This window comes from Hymenobacter sp. UYP22 (genome assembly GCF_040547285.1).
GTDB lineage: Bacteria > Bacteroidota > Bacteroidia > Cytophagales > Hymenobacteraceae > Hymenobacter.
The window spans coordinates 97,275-115,825 of record NZ_JBEPPK010000017.1 but is presented as its reverse complement, the minus strand read 5'-3'; the positions used below and the strand labels follow the sequence as shown (position 1 = coordinate 115,825).

Genomic DNA, 18,551 nt, shown 5'->3' with positions numbered 1-18,551 from the left:
CTCCGTTCCACGGGGCGGGCAAGGCTGGGGAAGGTAGCGCCAGCCTGCTGAGAAGTTACGAAATGGCTGGCATAGCGCCGGCACCAGCTCAACACAGTGCTGCGGCCCTGGATACCATAGCGCCGCTGCGCCTGCTTGTAGCTCAGTTCGCCGCGGCCGACTTCGCCCACCACGGCCAACTTAAAGGGCAAACTGTAGTCGCGCTGACTACGCCGCACACGCGGCTCTTTCGGGTTTTGCATGACATTTCTGGGGAAAGTGTCAACACATACCCGGACGGGACACCTTCCTAAAAAAAGCCCGACCTATCTGGTCGGGCTTTTTTGTTCCACTGCTTCCTCGCAACCCCGCTGCTTTTTTCCTTTTGAATGAACACAATACGCGGCCACTACCAGACACGAAAAAGCCCCACCACTTGGCGGGGCTTTTCTGTAGCTATGCCGGCTACGAAATCTGGGCTTAGAAGCTGGCGGTTACGCCTTCGGCTACTACCTCTTTCACCTCGGGTACCATGCGCTTGAGCAGGTTTTCGATGCCGGACTTCAGGGTAACCGTGGCCGAAGGGCAGCCGGAGCAGGAGCCTTGCAGGTTCACGGTTACAATGCCTTCGTGGTAGCTTTTGAAGGTAATGTTACCGCCATCCTGCTCCACGGCGGGGCGCACGTAGTTATCAAGCAGGTCGATGATTTTCTGGCTTGTTTGCTGGTCAGCCTCCGAGGCGTCGCCGGTGGCAGCCGCCTGCTGGGCGGCGCGCTGCTCGGCAGCGGGGTCAACGGTGAAGATGGGCCCGCCAGCTTCCACGTACGACTTCAGGAAGGTGCGCAACTCGGGAATGAGCTGAGCCCACTGGTGCTCGGTGGTTTTGGTGATGGTAACGAAGTTCTGGGCAATGAACACGCGGCCCACGTAATCGAAGTTGAATAGCTCCTGGGCCAGCGGCGAGTTGGCGGCGGCTTCCAGGTTGGGATAATCCACGCTCACCCCGTCAGCCAGCAGCTGGGTGTTGAGCACGAATTTCATGGATTCGGGGTTGGGGCTGGCTTCGGCGTAGATAGAAACCGGCGCAGCGGGGGCAGTGAGTTGTTCAGCCATGTTTGAAAGACTTGGAGACAAGCGAAGGGAAACCAGGCCGCAACGCGCAGCCTGCCGTGGTAAACCGCGCGGGGCGGCAATAGTTGCAAAGGTAGTTGAATAGCAGAACAAGCCTACACGACCGGAAGTGCCGCCACCGCGGAAATGGGTAGGTGTATCTTTGCGCCTGCCTATGTTAACTACCCTGCTCCTAATTAGTGCGCCGCCGGCGTGGCCGCTGCTCCTGCCTTTCTTTGGCTTGTTGGCCCTGATTGCTAGCGGCCCGCTGCTGTTTCCCAAGCTCTGGGAGCATTGGTACGGGCACGTAGCCGTGGGCCTGGGCCTGCTGATGCTGGGCTACTACGGTTTCATCCGCCACGACTGGCACACTACCACCGAAACCCTGGCCGAGTACTTTTCCTTCGTGGTGCTGCTTACGGCGTTGTTCGTGGTGGGTAGTACGCTGTATTTCAACCTGAACGTGGCGGGTACGCCGGGGCGCAATGTGCTGCTGCTGACGGCTGGAGCCGTACTGGCTTCCGTGGTGGGCACTACCGGCGCCTCCCTGCTGCTCATCCGCCCTTTTATTCGGCTCAACGACCAGCGCATCCGGTCCTACCACATTGTGTTTTTCATCTTTATTGTGAGCAATGCGGGCGGGTTGCTCACACCCCTCGGCGACCCGCCCCTGTTCATTGGCTTCCTGCGGGGCGTGCCGTTTTTCTGGACCACCGAGCACCTGCTGGTTCCCTGGTTGCTCTCCAACGGGTTGCTGCTGCTGCTATTCTGGCTGAAAGACCGGCGCACCCCGTACCCGGCGCGCCTCTCGCGCAGTGAGCAGCGCCGGGCCCGCTCAGCAAAGGGCCTGCCTCTGTTCGATTTCAACGGGCGCTATCATTTGTTTTGGCTGCTGCTGGTGTTGGGCGCGGTATTCTTGAACCCCAGCCATTTGCCCTGGCTGCCCTACTTGCCGGTAGCGGGCCTCAAAATTTCGTTTGTGCGCGAAGCAGTGCAGCTACTGGCGGCCTGGGGCTGCTACCGCACGGCCCACCCCAAGGCTTTAGCGGCCAATCATTTCAACCTGGCCCCAATGCGGGAAGTGGCGCTGCTGTTTTTCGGCATTTTCCTCACCATGATGCCGGCCCTGCAGCTAGCGGCCCACGTGGCAGCCGAGCCAGCCGTGGCCAGCCGCCTTACCCCCGCAACGCTGTACTGGCTAACGGGCATTCTATCGGGGTTTCTGGATAATGCACCCACGTACGCGTCCTTTCTGGGGCTGAGCCTGGCCGGGCAGCAGCTTGATTTTGCCAACGCCACGCAGGTGCAGCAGTTTGCGGAGGCAGCGGCCACCATGCCGCTGCTGCGGGCCATTTCCAGCGGGGCCGTGCTGTTTGGGGCGCTTACTTACATTGGCAACGGCCCCAATTTTCTGGTGCGCGCCATTGCCGAGAAGGAAGGGGTACCGATGCCCGGCTTTTTCGCCTACATCGGTCGTTACGCGCTGCCCTATCTGCTGCCCGTGCTGGGCATCGTGAGCGGCTGGCTACTGTGGAGCTAATCCGGCAGCCGGGCGGGCGCGTACATTGCGTCTATGCTCCACCGGTTTACTTCTGCCCTATTTCGCCCCATTGATGTTGCCTGGTTAGTGGCGTTCCGGATTGGGGCGGGGTGGCTGCTGGCCCTGGAGCACGGGGGCGCTATTGTGCTGGGCCGGGTACACAACTACACCGAGCCCCGGTTTCATTTTCGCTATCTGGGCTGGGAATGGTTGCCCCATCCGCCACCGGCCGGCGTGTATGCTGTGTATGCGCTGGTGGTAGTGGCGGGGCTGGCCGTGGCCGCGGGCTGGCACTACCGCCTGATGGCCGCCCTTTTGGGTGCGGGTTACGTGGCCCTGCTACTGCTGGAGGAAACCGAGTATATCAACCACTTTTACCTGTATGCGCTGGTAGCAGCCGTGCTGGCAATAATGCCGGGCCACCACGCCGCCTCGGCCGATGTGCGGGCCGGCCGCGTGGCCCCTATTGGCACTATACCCGCCTGGACGCGCCTGCTGCTACTATTTCAGATTGGCCTAGTGTACGGGTTTGCGGCCCTGGCCAAGCTCAACCCCGACTGGCTGGCGGCTCGCCCGCTTACCGTGTGGCTGGCCGCCAAAGCTCATTATCCGGTAATTGGCCCGGTGCTGGCAGCGCCGGCCGCGGCCTGGGCTTTGAGCTACGGGGGCATTGTGTTGGATGCGCTGGTGGTCCCTTTGCTGCTGTGGCGCCCCACCCGCCCCTGGGCTTTTGCCGCCGCCGCCCTCTTCCATCTCACCAACGTGGTGGTGTTTGGACTAGGCACCTTTCCGTGGATGGCCCTGCTGCTGACCAGCCTGTTTTTCGCGCCCGATTTTCCGCGCCGGCTACCGGGGTTTCTGGGCCGCTGGTTTCGGGCGCGGGTGCCATTGCCCGAACCACCCTCTTTTGCAGCAGAGTCCCAGCATCGGCCATTGCGCTGGCGCTGGGTAGTAGCCGGCTTGGGCTTGTTTGCCGCGGTACAACTACTGATTCCGCTTCGTCACTTTCTTTACCCCGCCGACACGCACTGGACGGAGGAAGGCCACCGCTTTAGCTGGCACCTTATGCTGCGCACTAAATCGGGGACGGCTATTTTTCGGGTGCGCCTGCCCGGTGGTCGGGAAGAAATGGTGTGGCCCGATGCCTATCTCACGCGCAACCAAATAAATAAGCTCACCGACAGCCCCGACCTGCTGCTGCAATTTGCGCACCTGCTGGCCCAGGAATACCGGCAGCGCGGCCAGCAGCCCACCGCCATCTACTGCGAATCACGGGTGAGCCTGAACGGTTTGCCCGCTCAGCCGCTGGTGAGCCCCACGCTGAATCTGCTTTCGGTTCAGCGTGGGCTCGGTCATGCTCCCTGGATACTGCCCCGGCCCTAGTCACGCAGATTCTTTCTGCAGCGGGCATATCAGGCTCCAGCCAGAATTACACCCGGCTACTGCGGGCTCGGAGTAGCATATCGGCTAGCACCAGGTTGGTCATGGCGTCCACGATGGGTACGGCCCGGGGCAGCACGCAGGGGTCGTGGCGGCCCCGCCCGGCCAGGCTGATGGCCTCGCCTTGGTCGTTGATGGTGGCCTGGGGCTGCAGAATGGTAGCTACCGGCTTGAAAGCCACCCGAAAGTAGATATCCTGCCCATTGCTGATGCCACCCTGAATTCCGCCCGAGTGGTTGGTACGGGTGCGTACCTGCCCGTTGGTATCGGTGTAAAACTCGTCATTGTGCTCGGAGCCGAACAGCAGGACTCCGCTGAAGCCAGAACCGTACTCGAAACCCTTTACGGCGTTGATACTCAGCATAGCCCGCCCTAACTCGGAGTGCAGTTTATCAAAAACCGGTTCTCCCAATCCGGCGGGCACGCCCCGTACCACCCCCGTTACCAGGCCGCCCACCGTATCGTGCCGGTCACGCACCTGCCGAATCAGGTTGGCCATTTGCTCGGCAGTTTCGGGGTGGGGGCAGCGCACTAGGTTGGAATCAATCAGGCTTAGGTCCAGCTGCTCATAGCCTACGGGCACCTGCACTGCTCCTACCTGCGACACGTAGCTGCTGGCTCGCACCCCTTCCCGCAACAGGAGTTGCTGAGCCACGGCCCCGGCCGCTACCCGAGCCGCCGTTTCGCGGGCCGAGCTGCGGCCCCCGCCCCGAAAGTCGCGGCGGCCATACTTCTGGTCGTAAGTATAATCGGCGTGAGAGGGGCGGTAGGCGTGCTCAATGTGCGAGTAGTCGTGGCTGTGCTGGTCCTGGTTGCGGATGTACAGACTGATGGGCGTGCCAGTGGTTTCACCCCGGAAGATGCCCGATTGAATTTCTACCTGGTCGGCCTCCGAGCGGGGCGTGGTCAGCTCGCTCTGCCCCGGCCGGCGGCGGTCCAGGGCAGCCTGAATCTGCTCCTGGCTTACGGGCAGTCCCGCCGGGCAGCCGTCTACTATCACGCCAATCCCCGGCCCGTGCGATTCTCCAAAGGTGGTAATGCGAAAGAGCTGGCCGAAGGTATTCATATGGAAAAGAGGGTGCTACAGTGAAACAGCGGGGCTAATAATGCAGGAAGCTGTGCAGGTAGTATAGCAACTCAACCTGCGCTTATAGCCGCAAGTTGGACAGGAAACTACCTTTTTCACAATTTTCCTCCCTGCCTACCACTTCAGCGCCGGGCCTTCCACCACCCTGTTCCGGCTATTACCAGCAGCACTGCCACCACCAAATTGGCGTAGCGGCGCACGTCATGGTACAGGTTTCGGGGCTGGGCCGTGGCCTCGGCCTCACTCAGCGCGTCGCGGTAGAAAGGGTCATCGGGCTGAGCCCGCAACTGCGTAAGCACCTGCTGCTCACCGCGTACTACGGGGCTCAAACCAGCACGCAGCGTGTCGTAGCGGGCCTGCACCGGGTTGAAATACACCATCTGAAACAGCGTATCCAGTGCCAGAGGACCCGGCCGCCGCGCCACCACCCGAAACCGGAAGCTTTTACGCCCCCCCACCCGGCCGTTTTCGCGCGTGAGACTCTGTTGTACCTCCGGGCCGTATACTTCCGCCGCGGGGCCCGGGGGTGGTGCAACCAACTGCACGGCGGCCAAATTACCTTCTCCCTCCACGGCGAAGGTGTAAGTAAAGGCCTGGCCCGTCCGGAAAGTAGTGCGGTCAATGGCTTCCGTCAACTCGTAGTTACCCACCGGCACCTGGTCGCGCAGGGGATGAGGCGGCAGGGGCAGCACGGCCACGGTGACCGCCGCCGAGCGGTAGGTTTTGTAGCCTTCCATACGATTATCCAAACCCGCTTCCGGCTTCTTGGCCACCCGATACTTCAGCATCTGCAACTCTACCGCTGGAAAATTCAGCGGCTGCGTGTTCAGCGGGTACAGTTCTGCTTCCCACAGACGGTAGCGCAGAAAGGGTTTGCCGCCTACAACCACGTTTTCGGGCAGCACTTCCTGCTCATCAAACCCCTCTTCCCAAACGCTCCGCTGGCGCAGCTGCCGAATAATACCTGGCAGCTGTCCAGCAAAGTTGTGGAAGTTCAGTACCGCTTGGTCTTGGGGTGTGAGGTAAAAATACAGTCCCACATGCACCCCAGCGCCCACAAACACGCGCTGTTTATCCGGCACCAAGGCCAGAAATGCCTGATCCTGGGGCTCCACATACTCCTGGGGCTTGGGCTTGCCAAACAGCTGATCCAGCAGTCCAATACCCTGCAAGGGGGCGGCGGCCGGGGGTGGCACGGCTTGCGGCTGGGGCCCTACTTTAAGCGTCACGCCCCCCGATTCTACCGTGAGCCCGTTGATTTTCATGGTAAAGGGCTTTACCACATAGGTGCCCTCGGCATAGGCTGCGTACCGCTGGGTAATGGTCAGTTCCGAAAATGTTTTTCCCTCCACAATGCGCGTGGTCGTCGTGCTCGACTTTCCGCTTTTCTTAAAACCCTCCACGTCCGGAAAAGCAGAGTACCGCTCCAGCGGTGCGCCTCGCAGGGTAAAACTGATAGTGAAATACTCGTTGATGGGAAAAGCGGCAGTACTCGTTTTCAGCGTGGCGCTAGGGGCAGTGGTCTGTTGCGCCTGCACCTCCGGCACCAACATCAACCGGAGCAACAGAGAAAAAACCAGAAACAGACGCATGGGCAAGCAACAGCAGGGTAGAAATCAAAGCTACCAAAAAGTAGCCGCTGAGTGCGCTGTGCAGGCTGAGGCTCAACTGGCTTCAGCCTGCTGAACAACCAGTTACCGAATTACCGGTATAAGATTATGGCTTTCCTAAATCCGTGATGGTTGAGCCGGCGTATTTGCTCACATAACCACCTACCCCTTCCGGTAGCCCAGAAATTCTGGGTTTCTCACAAAAACCGCCGTGCGGCGGGTGGCTTCTTATTGCCCTATTTTTTCACCCAACCAGTACTCATCATGTCCGATAACAAACTCCTCGGCAGCGACGAAGCGGAATTCGCCAAGCCACTGTACACGCCCATCAAGCGGCGCTCCTTCTTTATGTACGCGGGCGCTACGGCCGGTGCCACAGCACTGCTGCTGGCTGGCTGCGACGACGATGACAACAACACCGACAACATGCCCGGCATGGTGAACGTGGGTTCGGGCAGCGTTGGCGTACTAAACTATGCCTATGCTCTGGAGCAACTGGAAGCTGCTTTCTACACCCAGCTGCGCACCGGCACTTACTATACTGGCCTGGCTTCCGGCAGTGCAGAAAAGCAAATCCTGGACGACCTGTACTACCACGAAGTAATTCACCGCGAATTCTTTAAAGCAGCGCTGACCCGTGATGCTGCCTCGTCTATTATTAAACCGCTGGAGCCTGATTTCTCCTCCATCAACTTCACCAACCGCGCTAGCGTGCTGGGTGCAGCCAAAGCATTCGAAGACCTGGGAGTAGCAGCTTACAATGGTGCTGCCCGTTTCTTGGGCACCGACAACGCTGGCCTGAACTACTTGGTAGCCGCCGGTAAAATTGTTTCGGTGGAAGCCCGTCACGCCGCTATCATCCGCGACTTGCTGTCGGAAGGTTCCTTCGTCGATTCCGATGTTGTGACCATCGCCACCAACGGGCTGGAGATTTCCAAGACGCCAACGGAGGTAGCTACCGTGGCCAACACGTATCTGAAGGACGGCTCTAAGCTGAATGTTTCCGGCCTCGTGTAGTCTGGTTGCCCTTCCTACTTCCATCTAAAATTCGCACTCAGTTATGAATTTCTTCCAAATCCTCTCCGAAATCGAAAAGACCGACCCAGAAGTCTTCGAACGTTTCGATTCGCGCCGCCAGGTATTCAAACACCTGACCGGCTTCGGCAAAAAAATGACGGCCGCAGCTTTGCCATTGGCAATGGGCGCCATCTTCAATAAAGCATACGGACAATCTTCGAGCGCACCCAGCGTAAACGATGTTCTGAACTTCGCTCTGAAGCTGGAATATCTGGAAGCTTACTTCTACAACCTGGGCCTGTCGGGCGACGGCACAATCGACAACAACACGACCACGGCCACTCAGACCGCACTGCGGACTCAGCTTAGCGCTACTAACCTGTCGTCGCTGCTGAAAATCCGTACCGATGAGAACAACCACGTGAAGTTTTTGCGCGCAGCCCTCGGCAACAACGCCATTGCTGCACCGGCTGTTTCGCAGTTTGACTTCACTGGCGGTAAAGGCAGCAACGCCGGTCCGTTTGCGGGCGTGTTCACCAATGCTGCGCTGTTTCTGGCCGTAGCTCAGTCGCTGGAAGATACCGGCGTACGGGCTTACAAAGGCGGTGCTCCCTACTTGGCTTCCAATAAGGATGTGCTGACAGCAGCCCTGAACATTCACTCGGTTGAGGCCCGCCACGCTTCCCGCCTGCGCACCATGCGCCGCGGTGGCCCGGCCAACAACAACGCTTCGGCTACGGCTGGTGCTGGTACCGGTGCTTCGCCCAAGAGCTGGATTTCCGGCCAGGATGGCGGTGGTGCTTCGCCTGCCCAAACGGCTCCTATTTATGCTGCAGGCTCGGCCCCAGCTTATACCCCTGCCGGCATTACGTTCCCCGCTGAGGACAACGTGACGCAGGGTGCTACTGGTGCAGCCCCTGGTGTAAACCTGCAGACGGCTCTGGCTTCGCTGAATTTCCCAGCCGCCGCCTTCTCCGAGGCCTTCGACGAGCCCCTGGATGTGCCAACGGTTTCTACCATTGCTCGTACGTTCACCATCACGGGTAGCACGCTGTTCTAAGCGTAGCCTCTTTTTGGTACTTACATCTACAAGGATGGCCCCACCGGCCATCCTTGTTTTGTTTGGCAGCCCATGCAACGCTGTCCGCTCCCTGATTATCTTCCTGCTAGACCATCCCATCATAACAGGCTATCTTTGTTGAGTTGGAACCGACTGTTTTTCGCTCTGGTATCGCCCAACCTTTTCTTATGCACACTCCTTCTTCTCCGGCGCAGCTGCTTGCCCGCCGCTCTTTCCTTCGGGTAGCAGGTGCCACTGCTGCTACCTCGGTCCTGGTGCTAACTGGTTGCGGCTCCGACGACACCCCCACGCCAACCAGCACCACCACGGTTGTAAGCCTGCCCGGCGACGACAACGGGGTACTTAACCTGGCTTACTTGCTGGAGCAATTGGAAGCTGCTTTTTACCAGAAGGTAGTCGATGCATTTCCTACTGATTTTACGGCCGAGGATAAAGCTGCCTTTATTGACCTGCGCGACCATGAGGTAATCCACCGTGAGTACCTCAAGTTTGCCTTGGGCAACAACATCTATGACAGCGCAGCCCCTGGGGCACTGGTGTTCAACTTCTCCTCGTTCACGCTTACCAGCCGGGCCGGAGTGTATGCGGCGGCCCGTACCCTGGAGGATATTGGTGTGGGCGCCTACAACGGAGCCGCCAAGCTGCTCTCCAATGCAAATTACCTAGTGGCGCTTGGCAAGCTGGCTTCCGTAGAGGCCCGACACGCGGCCTTTGTGCGGGAGCAGGCCCAGCCGGGCTCCTTCGCGGCGGCTGATATAGTAGGCACCACTGGTCTGGATACAGCAAAAACGCCTGCTGAGGTAGCCACTCTGCTAACCCCCTATTTGCCGGCCACCTTGGACGTATCCCGTCTATCCGCCCTTTCCTAAGTTTTCAGCCTGTTGCTTTCTATGGATTTTCTTGATGCACTGGCCCGCTTGGCCACCCTCGATACCACCAATACGGCTGAAGTGCTGGCCCCTCGCCGCCTGGCCCTTTCGCGGCTGAGCCAAGCAGGCACGGCTTTGTTGCCAGCTCTGTTTACCACTCTCGTAACCCCCGCCGAGGCTGGCACCACTCAAACACTCACCCGCCTTGATGCCCTAAAACTGGCGCTGAAGCTTGAAAACCTGCAGAATGCATTTTACTCGCGGGCATTGGGGCTAACAGCGGGCGGGCCGGCCAACCCAACCGTTTTTTTTGGTAGCACCGCTGTTCAGACCGCCATTCAAACCATCCAGACGCATCAGAGTCAGCACAGCACGTTGCTTACTACGTTGATTACCAACTCTGGCGGCACGCTTGATGCTGCTCCCCGCTACGATTTTTCGGGCAGCAAAAACGGTAGTCAAGCAGCCCTGTACCCTGATGTGTATACCAACCTGGACACCTTTCTGAAAGTAGCCCAACTGCTGGAAGATGCTGGTGTGCGCGCCTACAAAGGCCAGGTAACGGCTTTGCAGTCGGATAACGCGCTGCTGGAAGCGGCCATTCGCATGCACTCCACCGAGGCCCGGCACGCCGCCCACATCCGCACGCTCCGGCGGCAGCGGGGCGCAGTGGTTAAAAGCTGGGTTAGCCCCTCCGATACGGCAATTACCACCACCGGCACTACCGCCGACAGTGTGTACAGCGGTGAGGCCAACACCTTGCAGTACATTACTTCTAATACCACCGTCACCAAAGTACCGTTTGACTCTACTTTGCCCATCAACGTGGGCACGCCCGCGCTCAGCGCAGCAGCAATTCTAGCCAAGGTGGCCGAAGCCTTCGATGAACCCTTGGAAGCGCAAGCTGCCGAAAGCGTATTACAGCTGTTCACGTATTGATTTGGTAACGGCGGGGTCATACCTCACTCACACTGGATTCTCAATTTTGCCCCCGGTAACGGCTCTAAGCAATAGGCCAATACCAGGGGCAAAGTGCGTTTTATAGCAAACATTATATACTCCAACTTGTATTTACAGGACAACAGTTTGTATATTTCAGCAAAGCTCTCAAGATAATCTAACACTTGTTAGCCTTTTTTTCTCTGCTCCGTACAACTCCCTGCTTACCCTCCCCCGCTCTGTTTACCCCACTACCAGCTAACCTCAATACCCATGCTCGAGTACGCTAAAACCATTCTGCTCAAAGTGAGCTTTGACCGAATTCTTTTCGAAAAAGAATTGCGCAAAGCCCTTCGCAACCTCGTGCCAGTTGAGCTGTCTGAATTGAAAGCTTGGTGCTATCAGCAGTTCTCCAAACTGTACCGCCGGGTGCTGAACCGCGTGTTTCGCCAGGCTGTCAGCGCGTAACCTTTCCGCTTTCCCCACGCCGGAGCCGGGCGCCGCTTGCTTTACCGCAGGCCAGCGCCCGGCTCCGGCGTTTTTGGGTACTTTACATGCGCGGCGTTTCCGGGGCCGAGTGGTCGGGCAAAGTAGTCGGGGCTTCTTCGCCCAGTACAAATCGAATGTTGCGCTGCAGCCCCGCATAGCCTGTGCGCTTCACCGCCGATTGCCGGAACAATCCCGAAAATAGCTCGTGGGTGATTTCCCGCCAGTCACCACGCGTGAGGTCTTTCAGGGCCGGGTGGGCCGTAAACTGTGGCTCCTGATGAGGCTTCGAGAAACGATTCCAAGGACACACATCCTGGCAAATGTCGCAACCGAAAATCCAGTTGCCGAACTGCCCATTCACTTCCCGCGGAATCTGGTCTTTCAACTCGATGGTGAAGTAGCTGATGCACTTGCTGCCATCCACCACGTAGGGCTCAGTAATGGCCTGGGTTGGGCAGGCGTCCACGCACTTGGTGCAGGTGCCGCAGTAGTCTTTAATGGGGCCGTCATAGTCCAGCTCTACGTCCACAATCAGCTCGGCAATGAAGAAGAAGCTGCCGGTGCCGGGCCGGATAAGGTTGGTGTTCTTGCCCATCCAGCCCAAGCCGCTCTTCTGAGCCCAGGCCTTATCCATCACCGGCGCTGAATCGACAAAGCACCGGCCGCCCACCTCCCCTATTTCCTGCTGCATATCCTGAAGCAGTGTTTTGAGCTTGTCCTTGATGACGAAGTGATAGTCGCGGCCGTAGGCGTACTTACTCACCTTGAGCGTATCCTCGGGCTGCTGCTGGTCTTCGGGCGGGTAGTAGTTCAGCAGCAGGGAAATAACGGACCTGGCCCCATCCACCAGCAGGCGCGGGTCGAGGCGCTTGTCGAAGTGGTTGGCCATGTAGGCCATCTGCCCGTTCATGTTGTGATTCAGCCAGTTTTCCAGCCGTGGTGCTTCCTCCTCCAGAAAGCCCGCTTGGCTGATACCGCAGTACATAAACCCCAGCTCCGCCGCCCGGCGTTTGATGAAAGCAGTATAATGGGCGGTGGGCAGCATGGCAGTAAGGTGGTGAACTACAAAAATACGTCATCCTAAGCACAGCAAAGGACCTCATCAGCGTTGAACAGCATAGTTCAAACGTAATGAGGTCCTTCGCTATGCTCAGGATGACAGTGAAAGCGTTAGCTAAACAACTCGCCCGTGGCCGTGTTGCCGCGCAGGTGCTGGGGCATGGGGCGGCCGAGGTGCTGGTAAGCCAGTTCAGTAGCTTCACGGCCGCGGCTGGTGCGCTTGATGAAGCCTTCCTGGATGAGAAAGGGCTCATACACTTCCTCAATGGTTTCGGCCTCGTCGCCGCAGGCGGTGGCAATGGTGCTCAGGCCCACGGGCCCGCCTTTAAACTTGTCGATGATGGTGCTCAGGATGCGGATATCCATCTCGTCGAGGCCATTCTGATCTACGTCGAGGGCATTGAGGGCAAACTCGGCAATTTCGCGGGTGATGGTGCCGGTGCCTTTGATCTGGGCGAAGTCACGGGTACGGCGCAGCAGGTTGTTGGCAATACGCGGGGTACCGCGCGAGCGGCGGGCAATTTCAAAGGCTGCATCCTCGTAAATCGGTGTGCCTAGGATTTCGGCCGAGCGCAGCACAATGCTGGTCAGGAGCTTGGAATCGTAGTACTCCAGGCGGGAGCTGATGCCGAAGCGGGCCCGCAACGGGGCCGTGAGCATGCCCGAGCGGGTGGTAGCCCCAATGAGCGTGAACGGCGACAAGGAAATCTGCACGGAGCGCGCATTCGGGCCCGAATCGAGCATGATGTCGATTCGGTAGTCCTCCATGGCCGAGTACAGGTATTCCTCCACCACCGGGTTGAGGCGGTGTATCTCGTCGATGAACAGGACGTCGTTGGGCTCCAGGTTGGTGAGCAGGCCGGCCAGGTCGGAGGGCTTGTCGAGTACCGGGCCGCTGGTCATTTTGATGCCTGATTCCAGCTCGTTGGCAATGATATGGGAGAGGGTGGTCTTGCCCAGACCGGGAGGGCCGTGCAGCAGCACGTGGTCGAGGGCTTCGCCACGGTGCTTAGCGGCGGCTACGAATACCTTCAGGTTTTCTACCACCTTGCCCTGGCCGGTGAAATCATCAAAAGAAAGCGGCCGTAGGGCTTTATCAATGTCCTTTTCAGAGGCGTCCATGTGGTCATTGCCTCCGGTCATATACGGTTCGCGCATAAGCGTAAAAAGTAAGTCGATGTGTCGAAAGGTAACACTTCCGGTCTGGGCTTGGTGCCTTTTTTAGCAAAAAATATTACACGCAGGCTATTTAACTAATGGCGTTAGCAAATAAGTTGTAAACGGCGCCGCGCAGGTTGGCGGCAGCGTGTAACTTGCAGCCTCATCCGCCGCGCCCCTATGCCTGCATCCATTTCCTGGCTTGATGCCCTACCCCCCGATTTCTACGAGCAGCTGGCCCACTGCCTGAGTCTGCATGGCATGGCCGCAGCCGAATTACTCAGCCGCCCCGAGGCCCAACAAGTAGCAGACCTAGCGCAGCTGAGTACCGGGAAAGTGCAGGCGCTAAACCAGATTCAGACCCAGGCGGACCTGTTGGGCCAGTTGGCCGCGGAGCCGCTGGCGCTGTACCATTTGCTGCTGCTGGGCCGCCTCACGCTGGAAACGTCCCTGGCAGCGCCGGTGCTGGCCTACGTGCAGCAGCAAATGCGCATTGAGCCGCCGCAGTTGGCAAAGCTCAAAACCTACTGCCTGGAGCTGAGCGGCGCGTTCCTCGTCACGCTGGAAGAGCACGTACCGGCTCCGGCAGGCTCCGCTTCCCTGAGCCTGCACCGCTTGGTAGTGGAAGAGGAATTTGCCCAGATGCTAGCCACGCAGCCCGCCCCTGCCCTGCCTGCGGCCAACTTGCGCCTGGCCGAGCCTCAGCTTCAGATGCTGCGCCTGGCCCTGCTGCTGGTACACAGCCTGCCCAATACCACCGACCACCCATTTCTGCGGGCCGTGGCTCTGCTACCCAATTTACAGCCGGCCGCCTTGGAGCCCCTTATTGAGCACCTGGGCCGGGTGCGGGCGCAGGAGCAGCTCACCCTAACCATGCCCGAGCTGGTGCAGCTCTACCAGGGCATGCAGGTGTGCGGGATGGTATTCGTGTCGGATGTGATGAGCCGCATTGGGCTGGAAGACGCGTTTCCGGTGCTATCAGAGGAGGAAATAACGGCCACGGAAGCTGCGCCGGTAAGCAACCGCCAGGCCGTGGGCGAAATGGTGAGCGGGTTCACGCACTGGGTGCAACATACCTTCCCCGACGCCCCTGAAATTCAGCAGGCCCGCCAGGAAATTCGGGAGCTAGCCGATACGCTGGGGTGAGGAAGTGGTGAAATTGTGAAAGGTGAAGTGGTGAAAAGCTAACCTATTCAAAAGGCCTTACGCCGAAGTAAAAGCCTTTCAATTCTTCAGGGCTTACCTCATTGAATAAGAAGGATTACTTCGCTCCGCTCGCAATGACAGCTTTTCACAACTTCACCTTTCACAATTTCACCCTTATACCCGCGCCAGCAGTACTTCAATTTCCAGGTGCAGCCACTCCTCTTCCCAGGCTTTGTGGGTGAGGCGGGCCGAAATAGGGTAGCCGGCATCAAGCATGCGGGCCACGGTTTCATTATGACCTTCGGGCAGGTAACCGAGCCAGAAGGCATCGGGGCCGGTGGTGTACACGCGCACGGCCCAGTCGTCGTAGGAGCTGTCGGGCTCCCGCTGCAGAGTCAGCGGCTGCTCGGGTTGCAGGTGCGGTTCGTGGGCACGCAGCCCTTCCCGGTGGGTGGTGCCGGCAATGAGGCATTCAAGCAAAACGAGCGGAGCAGCGGATGCGGGCATAAGCAGAAAGTTAGATTAGGACCGTAAATTACACGTTGGCGCGGGTTTACGCCTAGGTAACCCAGAGTGTTTGTTGGAAGTGGGGTCTGGCCCGCGCATCTAGTATGTTTGCCTTACCATGTACAGTAAAACTGAAGTCACCCAACTCCGCCAGGCTTTCTGGACTACGTTTGGGCAATATATGCAGCCTGTTCCTTCCGCCGAAGGGTTGCCCGCCAACTGGATCAACTATAAAACCGGCCTCAAACACGTGTATTTTCGCATGCAGGCCGATAACCGCCACGCCACCATCAGCATTGAGCTAACCCACCCCGATGCCGGCCTGCGGGAGCTGTTCTTCGAGCAGTTTAAAGAAGTGCGCCTGCTGTTGGAAGAGGCCACCGGCGAAGCCTGGACCTGGGAAGCGGAGGCCATAGATGCCAACGGGCAGCCCCTGAGCCGCATTTACCAGGAACTGCGCCCCGCCAACCTATTTGACCGGGAGCAGTGGCCCGCGCTGATTTCGTTCTTCAAGCCCCGCATCATGGCCCTGGATGAGTTCTGGAGCACTGGCCAGTATGCATTTGACGAGCTGCGGTAAGCCTATTGGGTAGACAAATTCACGCTTCATTGCACTACTGAGTATAGCACGGCTTGCCGCCGCCAGATAGTGCCCGATTTGCGGTAGACGCACAAGTCCCAGCCATCCCCGTAACTCACAGCTACTAAAGCACTTTTCCGGCTTTTTGCAAAAAGCATTTCTCCAATTGCATATATCCGGTAGCTGCCATAGTGATATAGCAGCGTGTCATTGAATCGATATTCGGCTTGCCAACCTAGCTGCCGTTGCAGCCGGCTGCTGATGGCCTGCAACGTGTCCCGGGAAAGTATCTGCACCCAAGGTTGTCTGATCATAGCTGGATCGAACCTGAAATTCTGAGCGTCAGCCATCTGCTGTTTCATGTAATCAATATCGGCAGCAGAGAAGTGGCGCAGCAAAGCGCTGTACTCCTCTGTACCAACAGTTGCCTTCTCAAGGAACGGTACGGCTTCGGCATATGCATGATCCAGCAGAAGTAGCCGCACGGCTGGGGTATCGGTAGGTGTGACTCGCCAATAGTAGTGGCCATTGGCACCTTTTTTCACCGAAGAAAGGGCCTGCGGCTCCAGTTCATGCAGAATACTTCCAGCCAGTTCGTACTTGTGCGTGACTGAAATCTGTTGGCCATAACTGGTTTGGTAGTAGAAGAAGAACACCGAAAAGGCAACGTATTTTTTCATGGTTTCTACTGTGTGCTATAGCTACGCATCATTGCTGACAGGCCTGAAAGGAGGGACAGTATCAAGGAAGCAACATGAATTGTCGGTATAGAATAAGAACCTGTTTGAACAGCGGCCATGGCAACTGTGAACCGCTACTACGCAGAGGGCTGGCGGCTAATCAGCGTAGCTCCAAGTGATATCAGCGGCAGCGGAACCACCGTCTTCAGCCAGACGATTTATTATTTGGAGAAGAAGTAGCCTTATTTTTTCTCTGCTTAGAAAAGCTCCGAAGCGTATGCTTTGGGGCTTTTTTGCACTGTACACCTCAGTCCATACCTAAATCATTTGTAAAGCTGTCCGTCAGCTGAATTTCTGGAACCGATACTCCACTTCGGTCACTCGTGATGCCAATTACGGCGCGCTGCACTTCGTACAGCGTCCTGGGTCGCGGCAACAACTGAGCGTAATTCTGGGCTAGCAGCCACTCCGCTAAATCAAAAACGGTAGTCTGCGCCCAGTTGGGCGAAAGTGGAGGTGGCGAGGGTGCTGTTTCGGGCGCGGTATTTCCAAACAGGCGTTGCCACCAGTTGGGCAGGCGAGGTGACAACGGGGGCTGCGGTAAATCAGGCATTCGTAGTTGCAGGCAGGCCGCCAGCGCCGCAGCCCTAGTTGGGCTGGCCCCTAACAGTTCCAGCTTTGTCAGGGGCGTGGCTTTGGTAGTTGCCGGGGGAAGGCAGGCCAGCAGTTGGGTGAGCATCTGGTAATAGGCAGCAGTATGCGTCGGATCAGCCGACAAGCCTTTTAGCGCCGTTAGGGCAGCGGCGGCAGCGGCTACGGTATATAGTGTTTCGGCAGTCCGGTTGGGAATAGCTACCTGGAAATGCTGCTCGAATGCCACTACTAGTTCAACGATATCGAGGCCCATAGTTAATTGGTAATGCTTTGTAGAGGGAGCCATTGCCCCTGCTTCCGCTGCATAACTAGCGTTAATCTGTTCCCAACGCCGCAGAAAGTACCAAGATTCAACGTAACGGTCGTGACTGCACATCGGCCATCACATGAAAACAGCGGCGCGCTCAGAAAAGAAACATGCTGAGTTCGGTACTCACGCTTCAGATGGTCCATTGCGGTAAAAAAATCAGCGTCTGGCATACCAGGTCGCTTCATGTGCCGCCTCAGTAGCTCGACCGGAATAATTTTGCAGTCAGGCAGGAAACGAGACTCTAGCCGAAAATCAGCAGAGCGTGCGATTTGCTGGCGCATAAACGCCGTATCCGCTGCTGAAAGGATCTGCTCCGCATACAACTGCTCAAGTATCGGAGCCGATTCTTCGCCATAACGGTACTGGAAGAATCTACCTCCCCCATGTGGCGCATTCAACATGACTGGTGCATGCTCAAATAGCACGCGGCTTATCCAGAAAGCGGCCTTATGCTTGGAAAACGGGCGGGGCGGCTCAGGGTCTGACTGCGCTACTACCTGCCGTACGAAGTCGTACAGCACACTATCTGGCACCAACGGGCGCGTAGTGGCCCACTGTCGCACCACCACCGGCTTCAGGTCGGGCGGATATGCCACCCGCAGATATACGGCAACAAATACTGTTGCCAGCAGCAAAGCGGCGCTCAGAAAACAGCGGGTATTAGGTTGCATAGCGTATTCCTGCAGTTTCTAAATTGATTATTAATTGTTTAGCAGAAGCTCTAGTAAATTATAAGTATATAACCAAACAGGCATTTTCAGCTGCAGCACTGTTTGCAAACGACTGTAATTTATTGAACTCGTTGACCAACCAGTTTCGCATCTCTTCAAGTTCTTGCCCCCACCCTCTCGGATAGAGCTCCAGTTCATCCATCCTAGAGCCTACGTATCGGCTCGCAAATGTCTCTAGGGTTATATCGTTCAGGTCATTTGCAAACTGCTTGACCTCGGGAGCAGTTAGTCCGCGTGCAGGACCATAGCCTACATCATGCTCCTCTTCATTACCAATATCATGGCCACCTGTCAGCAAATATGCCAGCGGCTCGTCTCCATCCCAAGCAGTGCCCGTCAGCATGAAATGCAGCCCATGCCATGCTTTATCTAAATCCAGCTCTTGGCCCTGCGGAACATCATTATCAATAAAATCGAAGATGCCATCGGGGTTGATTAGTAACTCGCGCAAATCTGCCTTTCTGATCTTCCTGATTGTCATTCTCATTCCCATATTCACAGAATAAGCATGGATGTATCTATGCACAAAAACGGCCGCTCTGCCCAGCAGAACGGCCGTTTGAAG

20 protein-coding genes are annotated in these 18,551 nt (G+C 57.6%); 9 read left to right on the top strand and 11 right to left on the bottom strand.

The window, feature by feature from the left end; genetic code table 11:
• Together ABIB60_RS20285 and ABIB60_RS20280 are read right to left on the bottom strand one after the other, a co-directional pair.
• Positions 1-242: helix-turn-helix domain-containing protein (locus ABIB60_RS20285; RefSeq protein WP_354582199.1), on the bottom strand; the 242-nt coding region annotated here is incomplete at its 3' end.
• Positions 243-459: 217 nt separating this feature from the next.
• On the bottom strand, positions 460-1,092 hold the full coding sequence (locus ABIB60_RS20280) for a NifU family protein (protein ID WP_244697269.1): 633 nt from the start codon (positions 1,090-1,092) through the stop codon (positions 460-462).
• A 172-nt stretch (positions 1,093-1,264) separates the two neighbouring features.
• On the opposite strand from ABIB60_RS20280, the gene ABIB60_RS20275 reads away from it, so the two are divergent.
• Together ABIB60_RS20275 and ABIB60_RS20270 are read left to right on the top strand one after the other, a co-directional pair.
• Positions 1,265-2,629, top strand: coding sequence for a sodium:proton antiporter (locus ABIB60_RS20275; protein ID WP_354582198.1), 1,365 nt, complete (start codon positions 1,265-1,267; stop codon positions 2,627-2,629).
• A gap of 33 nt (positions 2,630-2,662) precedes the next feature.
• On the top strand, positions 2,663-4,012 hold the full coding sequence (locus ABIB60_RS20270) for an HTTM domain-containing protein (RefSeq protein WP_354582197.1): 1,350 nt from the start codon (positions 2,663-2,665) through the stop codon (positions 4,010-4,012).
• A 46-nt stretch (positions 4,013-4,058) separates the two neighbouring features.
• Here ABIB60_RS20270 and aroC read toward each other — a convergent pair whose 3' ends face one another.
• Together aroC and ABIB60_RS20260 are read right to left on the bottom strand one after the other, a co-directional pair.
• On the bottom strand, positions 4,059-5,135 hold the full coding sequence (aroC, locus tag ABIB60_RS20265; RefSeq protein WP_354582196.1) for a chorismate synthase: 1,077 nt from the start codon (positions 5,133-5,135) through the stop codon (positions 4,059-4,061).
• Positions 5,136-5,278: 143 nt separating this feature from the next.
• Positions 5,279-6,748 (bottom strand): BatD family protein, encoded by a 1,470-nt coding sequence (locus ABIB60_RS20260; RefSeq protein WP_354582195.1) that lies wholly within the window; start codon positions 6,746-6,748, stop codon positions 5,279-5,281.
• A gap of 282 nt (positions 6,749-7,030) precedes the next feature.
• On the opposite strand from ABIB60_RS20260, the gene ABIB60_RS20255 reads away from it, so the two are divergent.
• The 5 genes from ABIB60_RS20255 (at position 7,031) to ABIB60_RS20235 (ending at position 11,140) form a co-directional block, all read left to right on the top strand.
• The gene (locus ABIB60_RS20255) at positions 7,031-7,783 is read left to right on the top strand and encodes a ferritin-like domain-containing protein (protein ID WP_354582194.1); all 753 of its coding nucleotides are present in this window, start codon (positions 7,031-7,033) and stop codon (positions 7,781-7,783) included.
• Positions 7,784-7,826: 43 nt separating this feature from the next.
• Entirely contained in the window at positions 7,827-8,843 is a 1,017-nt protein-coding gene (locus ABIB60_RS20250; RefSeq protein ID WP_354582193.1) for a ferritin-like domain-containing protein, read from the top strand.
• 188 nt (positions 8,844-9,031) lie between these two features.
• Complete coding sequence (locus ABIB60_RS20245; protein WP_354582192.1) at positions 9,032-9,733, top strand: ferritin-like domain-containing protein; 702 nt, start codon at positions 9,032-9,034, stop codon at positions 9,731-9,733.
• Positions 9,734-9,754: 21 nt separating this feature from the next.
• A complete protein-coding gene (locus ABIB60_RS20240) occupies positions 9,755-10,672 on the top strand; it encodes a ferritin-like domain-containing protein (RefSeq protein WP_354582191.1) in 918 nt (305 codons plus the stop codon).
• A gap of 273 nt (positions 10,673-10,945) precedes the next feature.
• The gene (locus ABIB60_RS20235; RefSeq protein ID WP_354582190.1) at positions 10,946-11,140 is read left to right on the top strand and encodes a hypothetical protein; all 195 of its coding nucleotides are present in this window, start codon (positions 10,946-10,948) and stop codon (positions 11,138-11,140) included.
• 82 nt (positions 11,141-11,222) lie between these two features.
• On the opposite strand, the gene queG is transcribed toward ABIB60_RS20235, so the two are convergent.
• Together queG and ruvB are read right to left on the bottom strand one after the other, a co-directional pair.
• Positions 11,223-12,206: a tRNA epoxyqueuosine(34) reductase QueG gene (queG, locus tag ABIB60_RS20230; RefSeq protein ID WP_354582189.1), complete on the bottom strand. Its 984-nt coding sequence runs from the start codon at positions 12,204-12,206 to the stop codon at positions 11,223-11,225.
• Between the two features lie 125 nt (positions 12,207-12,331).
• The gene (gene ruvB / locus ABIB60_RS20225; protein ID WP_315996768.1) at positions 12,332-13,378 is read right to left on the bottom strand and encodes a Holliday junction branch migration DNA helicase RuvB; all 1,047 of its coding nucleotides are present in this window, start codon (positions 13,376-13,378) and stop codon (positions 12,332-12,334) included.
• Positions 13,379-13,558: 180 nt separating this feature from the next.
• Here ruvB and ABIB60_RS20220 point away from each other — a divergent pair, with 180 nt between their 5' ends.
• Complete coding sequence (locus ABIB60_RS20220; protein WP_354582188.1) at positions 13,559-14,524, top strand: hypothetical protein; 966 nt, start codon at positions 13,559-13,561, stop codon at positions 14,522-14,524.
• Between the two features lie 174 nt (positions 14,525-14,698).
• Here the strand turns inward: ABIB60_RS20220 and ABIB60_RS20215 are convergent, their stop codons facing one another.
• Entirely contained in the window at positions 14,699-15,031 is a 333-nt protein-coding gene (locus ABIB60_RS20215) for an HIRAN domain-containing protein (protein WP_354582187.1), read from the bottom strand.
• A 118-nt stretch (positions 15,032-15,149) separates the two neighbouring features.
• Here ABIB60_RS20215 and ABIB60_RS20210 point away from each other — a divergent pair, with 118 nt between their 5' ends.
• A complete protein-coding gene (locus ABIB60_RS20210) occupies positions 15,150-15,611 on the top strand; it encodes a DUF4268 domain-containing protein (RefSeq protein ID WP_354582186.1) in 462 nt (153 codons plus the stop codon).
• Positions 15,612-15,637: 26 nt separating this feature from the next.
• On the opposite strand, the gene ABIB60_RS20205 is transcribed toward ABIB60_RS20210, so the two are convergent.
• From ABIB60_RS20205 to ABIB60_RS20190, 4 genes are all read right to left on the bottom strand, one after another.
• Positions 15,638-16,291: a hypothetical protein gene (locus tag ABIB60_RS20205; RefSeq protein ID WP_354582185.1), complete on the bottom strand. Its 654-nt coding sequence runs from the start codon at positions 16,289-16,291 to the stop codon at positions 15,638-15,640.
• A 307-nt stretch (positions 16,292-16,598) separates the two neighbouring features.
• The gene (locus ABIB60_RS20200; RefSeq protein WP_354582184.1) at positions 16,599-17,198 is read right to left on the bottom strand and encodes an acyl carrier protein; all 600 of its coding nucleotides are present in this window, start codon (positions 17,196-17,198) and stop codon (positions 16,599-16,601) included.
• Between the two features lie 2 nt (positions 17,199-17,200).
• Complete coding sequence (locus ABIB60_RS20195) at positions 17,201-17,926, bottom strand: hypothetical protein (protein ID WP_354582183.1); 726 nt, start codon at positions 17,924-17,926, stop codon at positions 17,201-17,203.
• Between the two features lie 58 nt (positions 17,927-17,984).
• Positions 17,985-18,512 carry a YfbM family protein gene (locus ABIB60_RS20190; RefSeq protein WP_354582182.1) on the bottom strand — a complete coding sequence of 176 codons (528 nt, stop codon included), beginning with the start codon at positions 18,510-18,512 and terminating at the stop codon, positions 17,985-17,987.
• Between the last annotated feature and the right edge of the window lie 39 nt (positions 18,513-18,551).

Coding starts and splice junctions, on each gene's coding strand:
- ABIB60_RS20280 (WP_244697269.1), bottom strand. CDS start 1,092: ATGGCTGAACAACTCACTGCCCCCGCTGCGCCGGTTTCTATCTACGCC.
- ABIB60_RS20275 (WP_354582198.1), top strand. CDS start 1,265: ATGTTAACTACCCTGCTCCTAATTAGTGCGCCGCCGGCGTGGCCGCTG.
- ABIB60_RS20270 (WP_354582197.1), top strand. CDS start 2,663: ATGCTCCACCGGTTTACTTCTGCCCTATTTCGCCCCATTGATGTTGCC.
- aroC (WP_354582196.1), bottom strand. CDS start 5,135: ATGAATACCTTCGGCCAGCTCTTTCGCATTACCACCTTTGGAGAATCG.
- ABIB60_RS20260 (WP_354582195.1), bottom strand. CDS start 6,748: ATGCGTCTGTTTCTGGTTTTTTCTCTGTTGCTCCGGTTGATGTTGGTG.
- ABIB60_RS20255 (WP_354582194.1), top strand. CDS start 7,031: ATGTCCGATAACAAACTCCTCGGCAGCGACGAAGCGGAATTCGCCAAG.
- ABIB60_RS20250 (WP_354582193.1), top strand. CDS start 7,827: ATGAATTTCTTCCAAATCCTCTCCGAAATCGAAAAGACCGACCCAGAA.
- ABIB60_RS20245 (WP_354582192.1), top strand. CDS start 9,032: ATGCACACTCCTTCTTCTCCGGCGCAGCTGCTTGCCCGCCGCTCTTTC.
- ABIB60_RS20240 (WP_354582191.1), top strand. CDS start 9,755: ATGGATTTTCTTGATGCACTGGCCCGCTTGGCCACCCTCGATACCACC.
- ABIB60_RS20235 (WP_354582190.1), top strand. CDS start 10,946: ATGCTCGAGTACGCTAAAACCATTCTGCTCAAAGTGAGCTTTGACCGA.
- queG (WP_354582189.1), bottom strand. CDS start 12,206: ATGCTGCCCACCGCCCATTATACTGCTTTCATCAAACGCCGGGCGGCG.
- ruvB (WP_315996768.1), bottom strand. CDS start 13,378: ATGCGCGAACCGTATATGACCGGAGGCAATGACCACATGGACGCCTCT.
- ABIB60_RS20220 (WP_354582188.1), top strand. CDS start 13,559: ATGCCTGCATCCATTTCCTGGCTTGATGCCCTACCCCCCGATTTCTAC.
- ABIB60_RS20215 (WP_354582187.1), bottom strand. CDS start 15,031: ATGCCCGCATCCGCTGCTCCGCTCGTTTTGCTTGAATGCCTCATTGCC.
- ABIB60_RS20210 (WP_354582186.1), top strand. CDS start 15,150: ATGTACAGTAAAACTGAAGTCACCCAACTCCGCCAGGCTTTCTGGACT.
- ABIB60_RS20205 (WP_354582185.1), bottom strand. CDS start 16,291: ATGAAAAAATACGTTGCCTTTTCGGTGTTCTTCTTCTACTACCAAACC.
- ABIB60_RS20200 (WP_354582184.1), bottom strand. CDS start 17,198: ATGGGCCTCGATATCGTTGAACTAGTAGTGGCATTCGAGCAGCATTTC.
- ABIB60_RS20195 (WP_354582183.1), bottom strand. CDS start 17,926: ATGCAACCTAATACCCGCTGTTTTCTGAGCGCCGCTTTGCTGCTGGCA.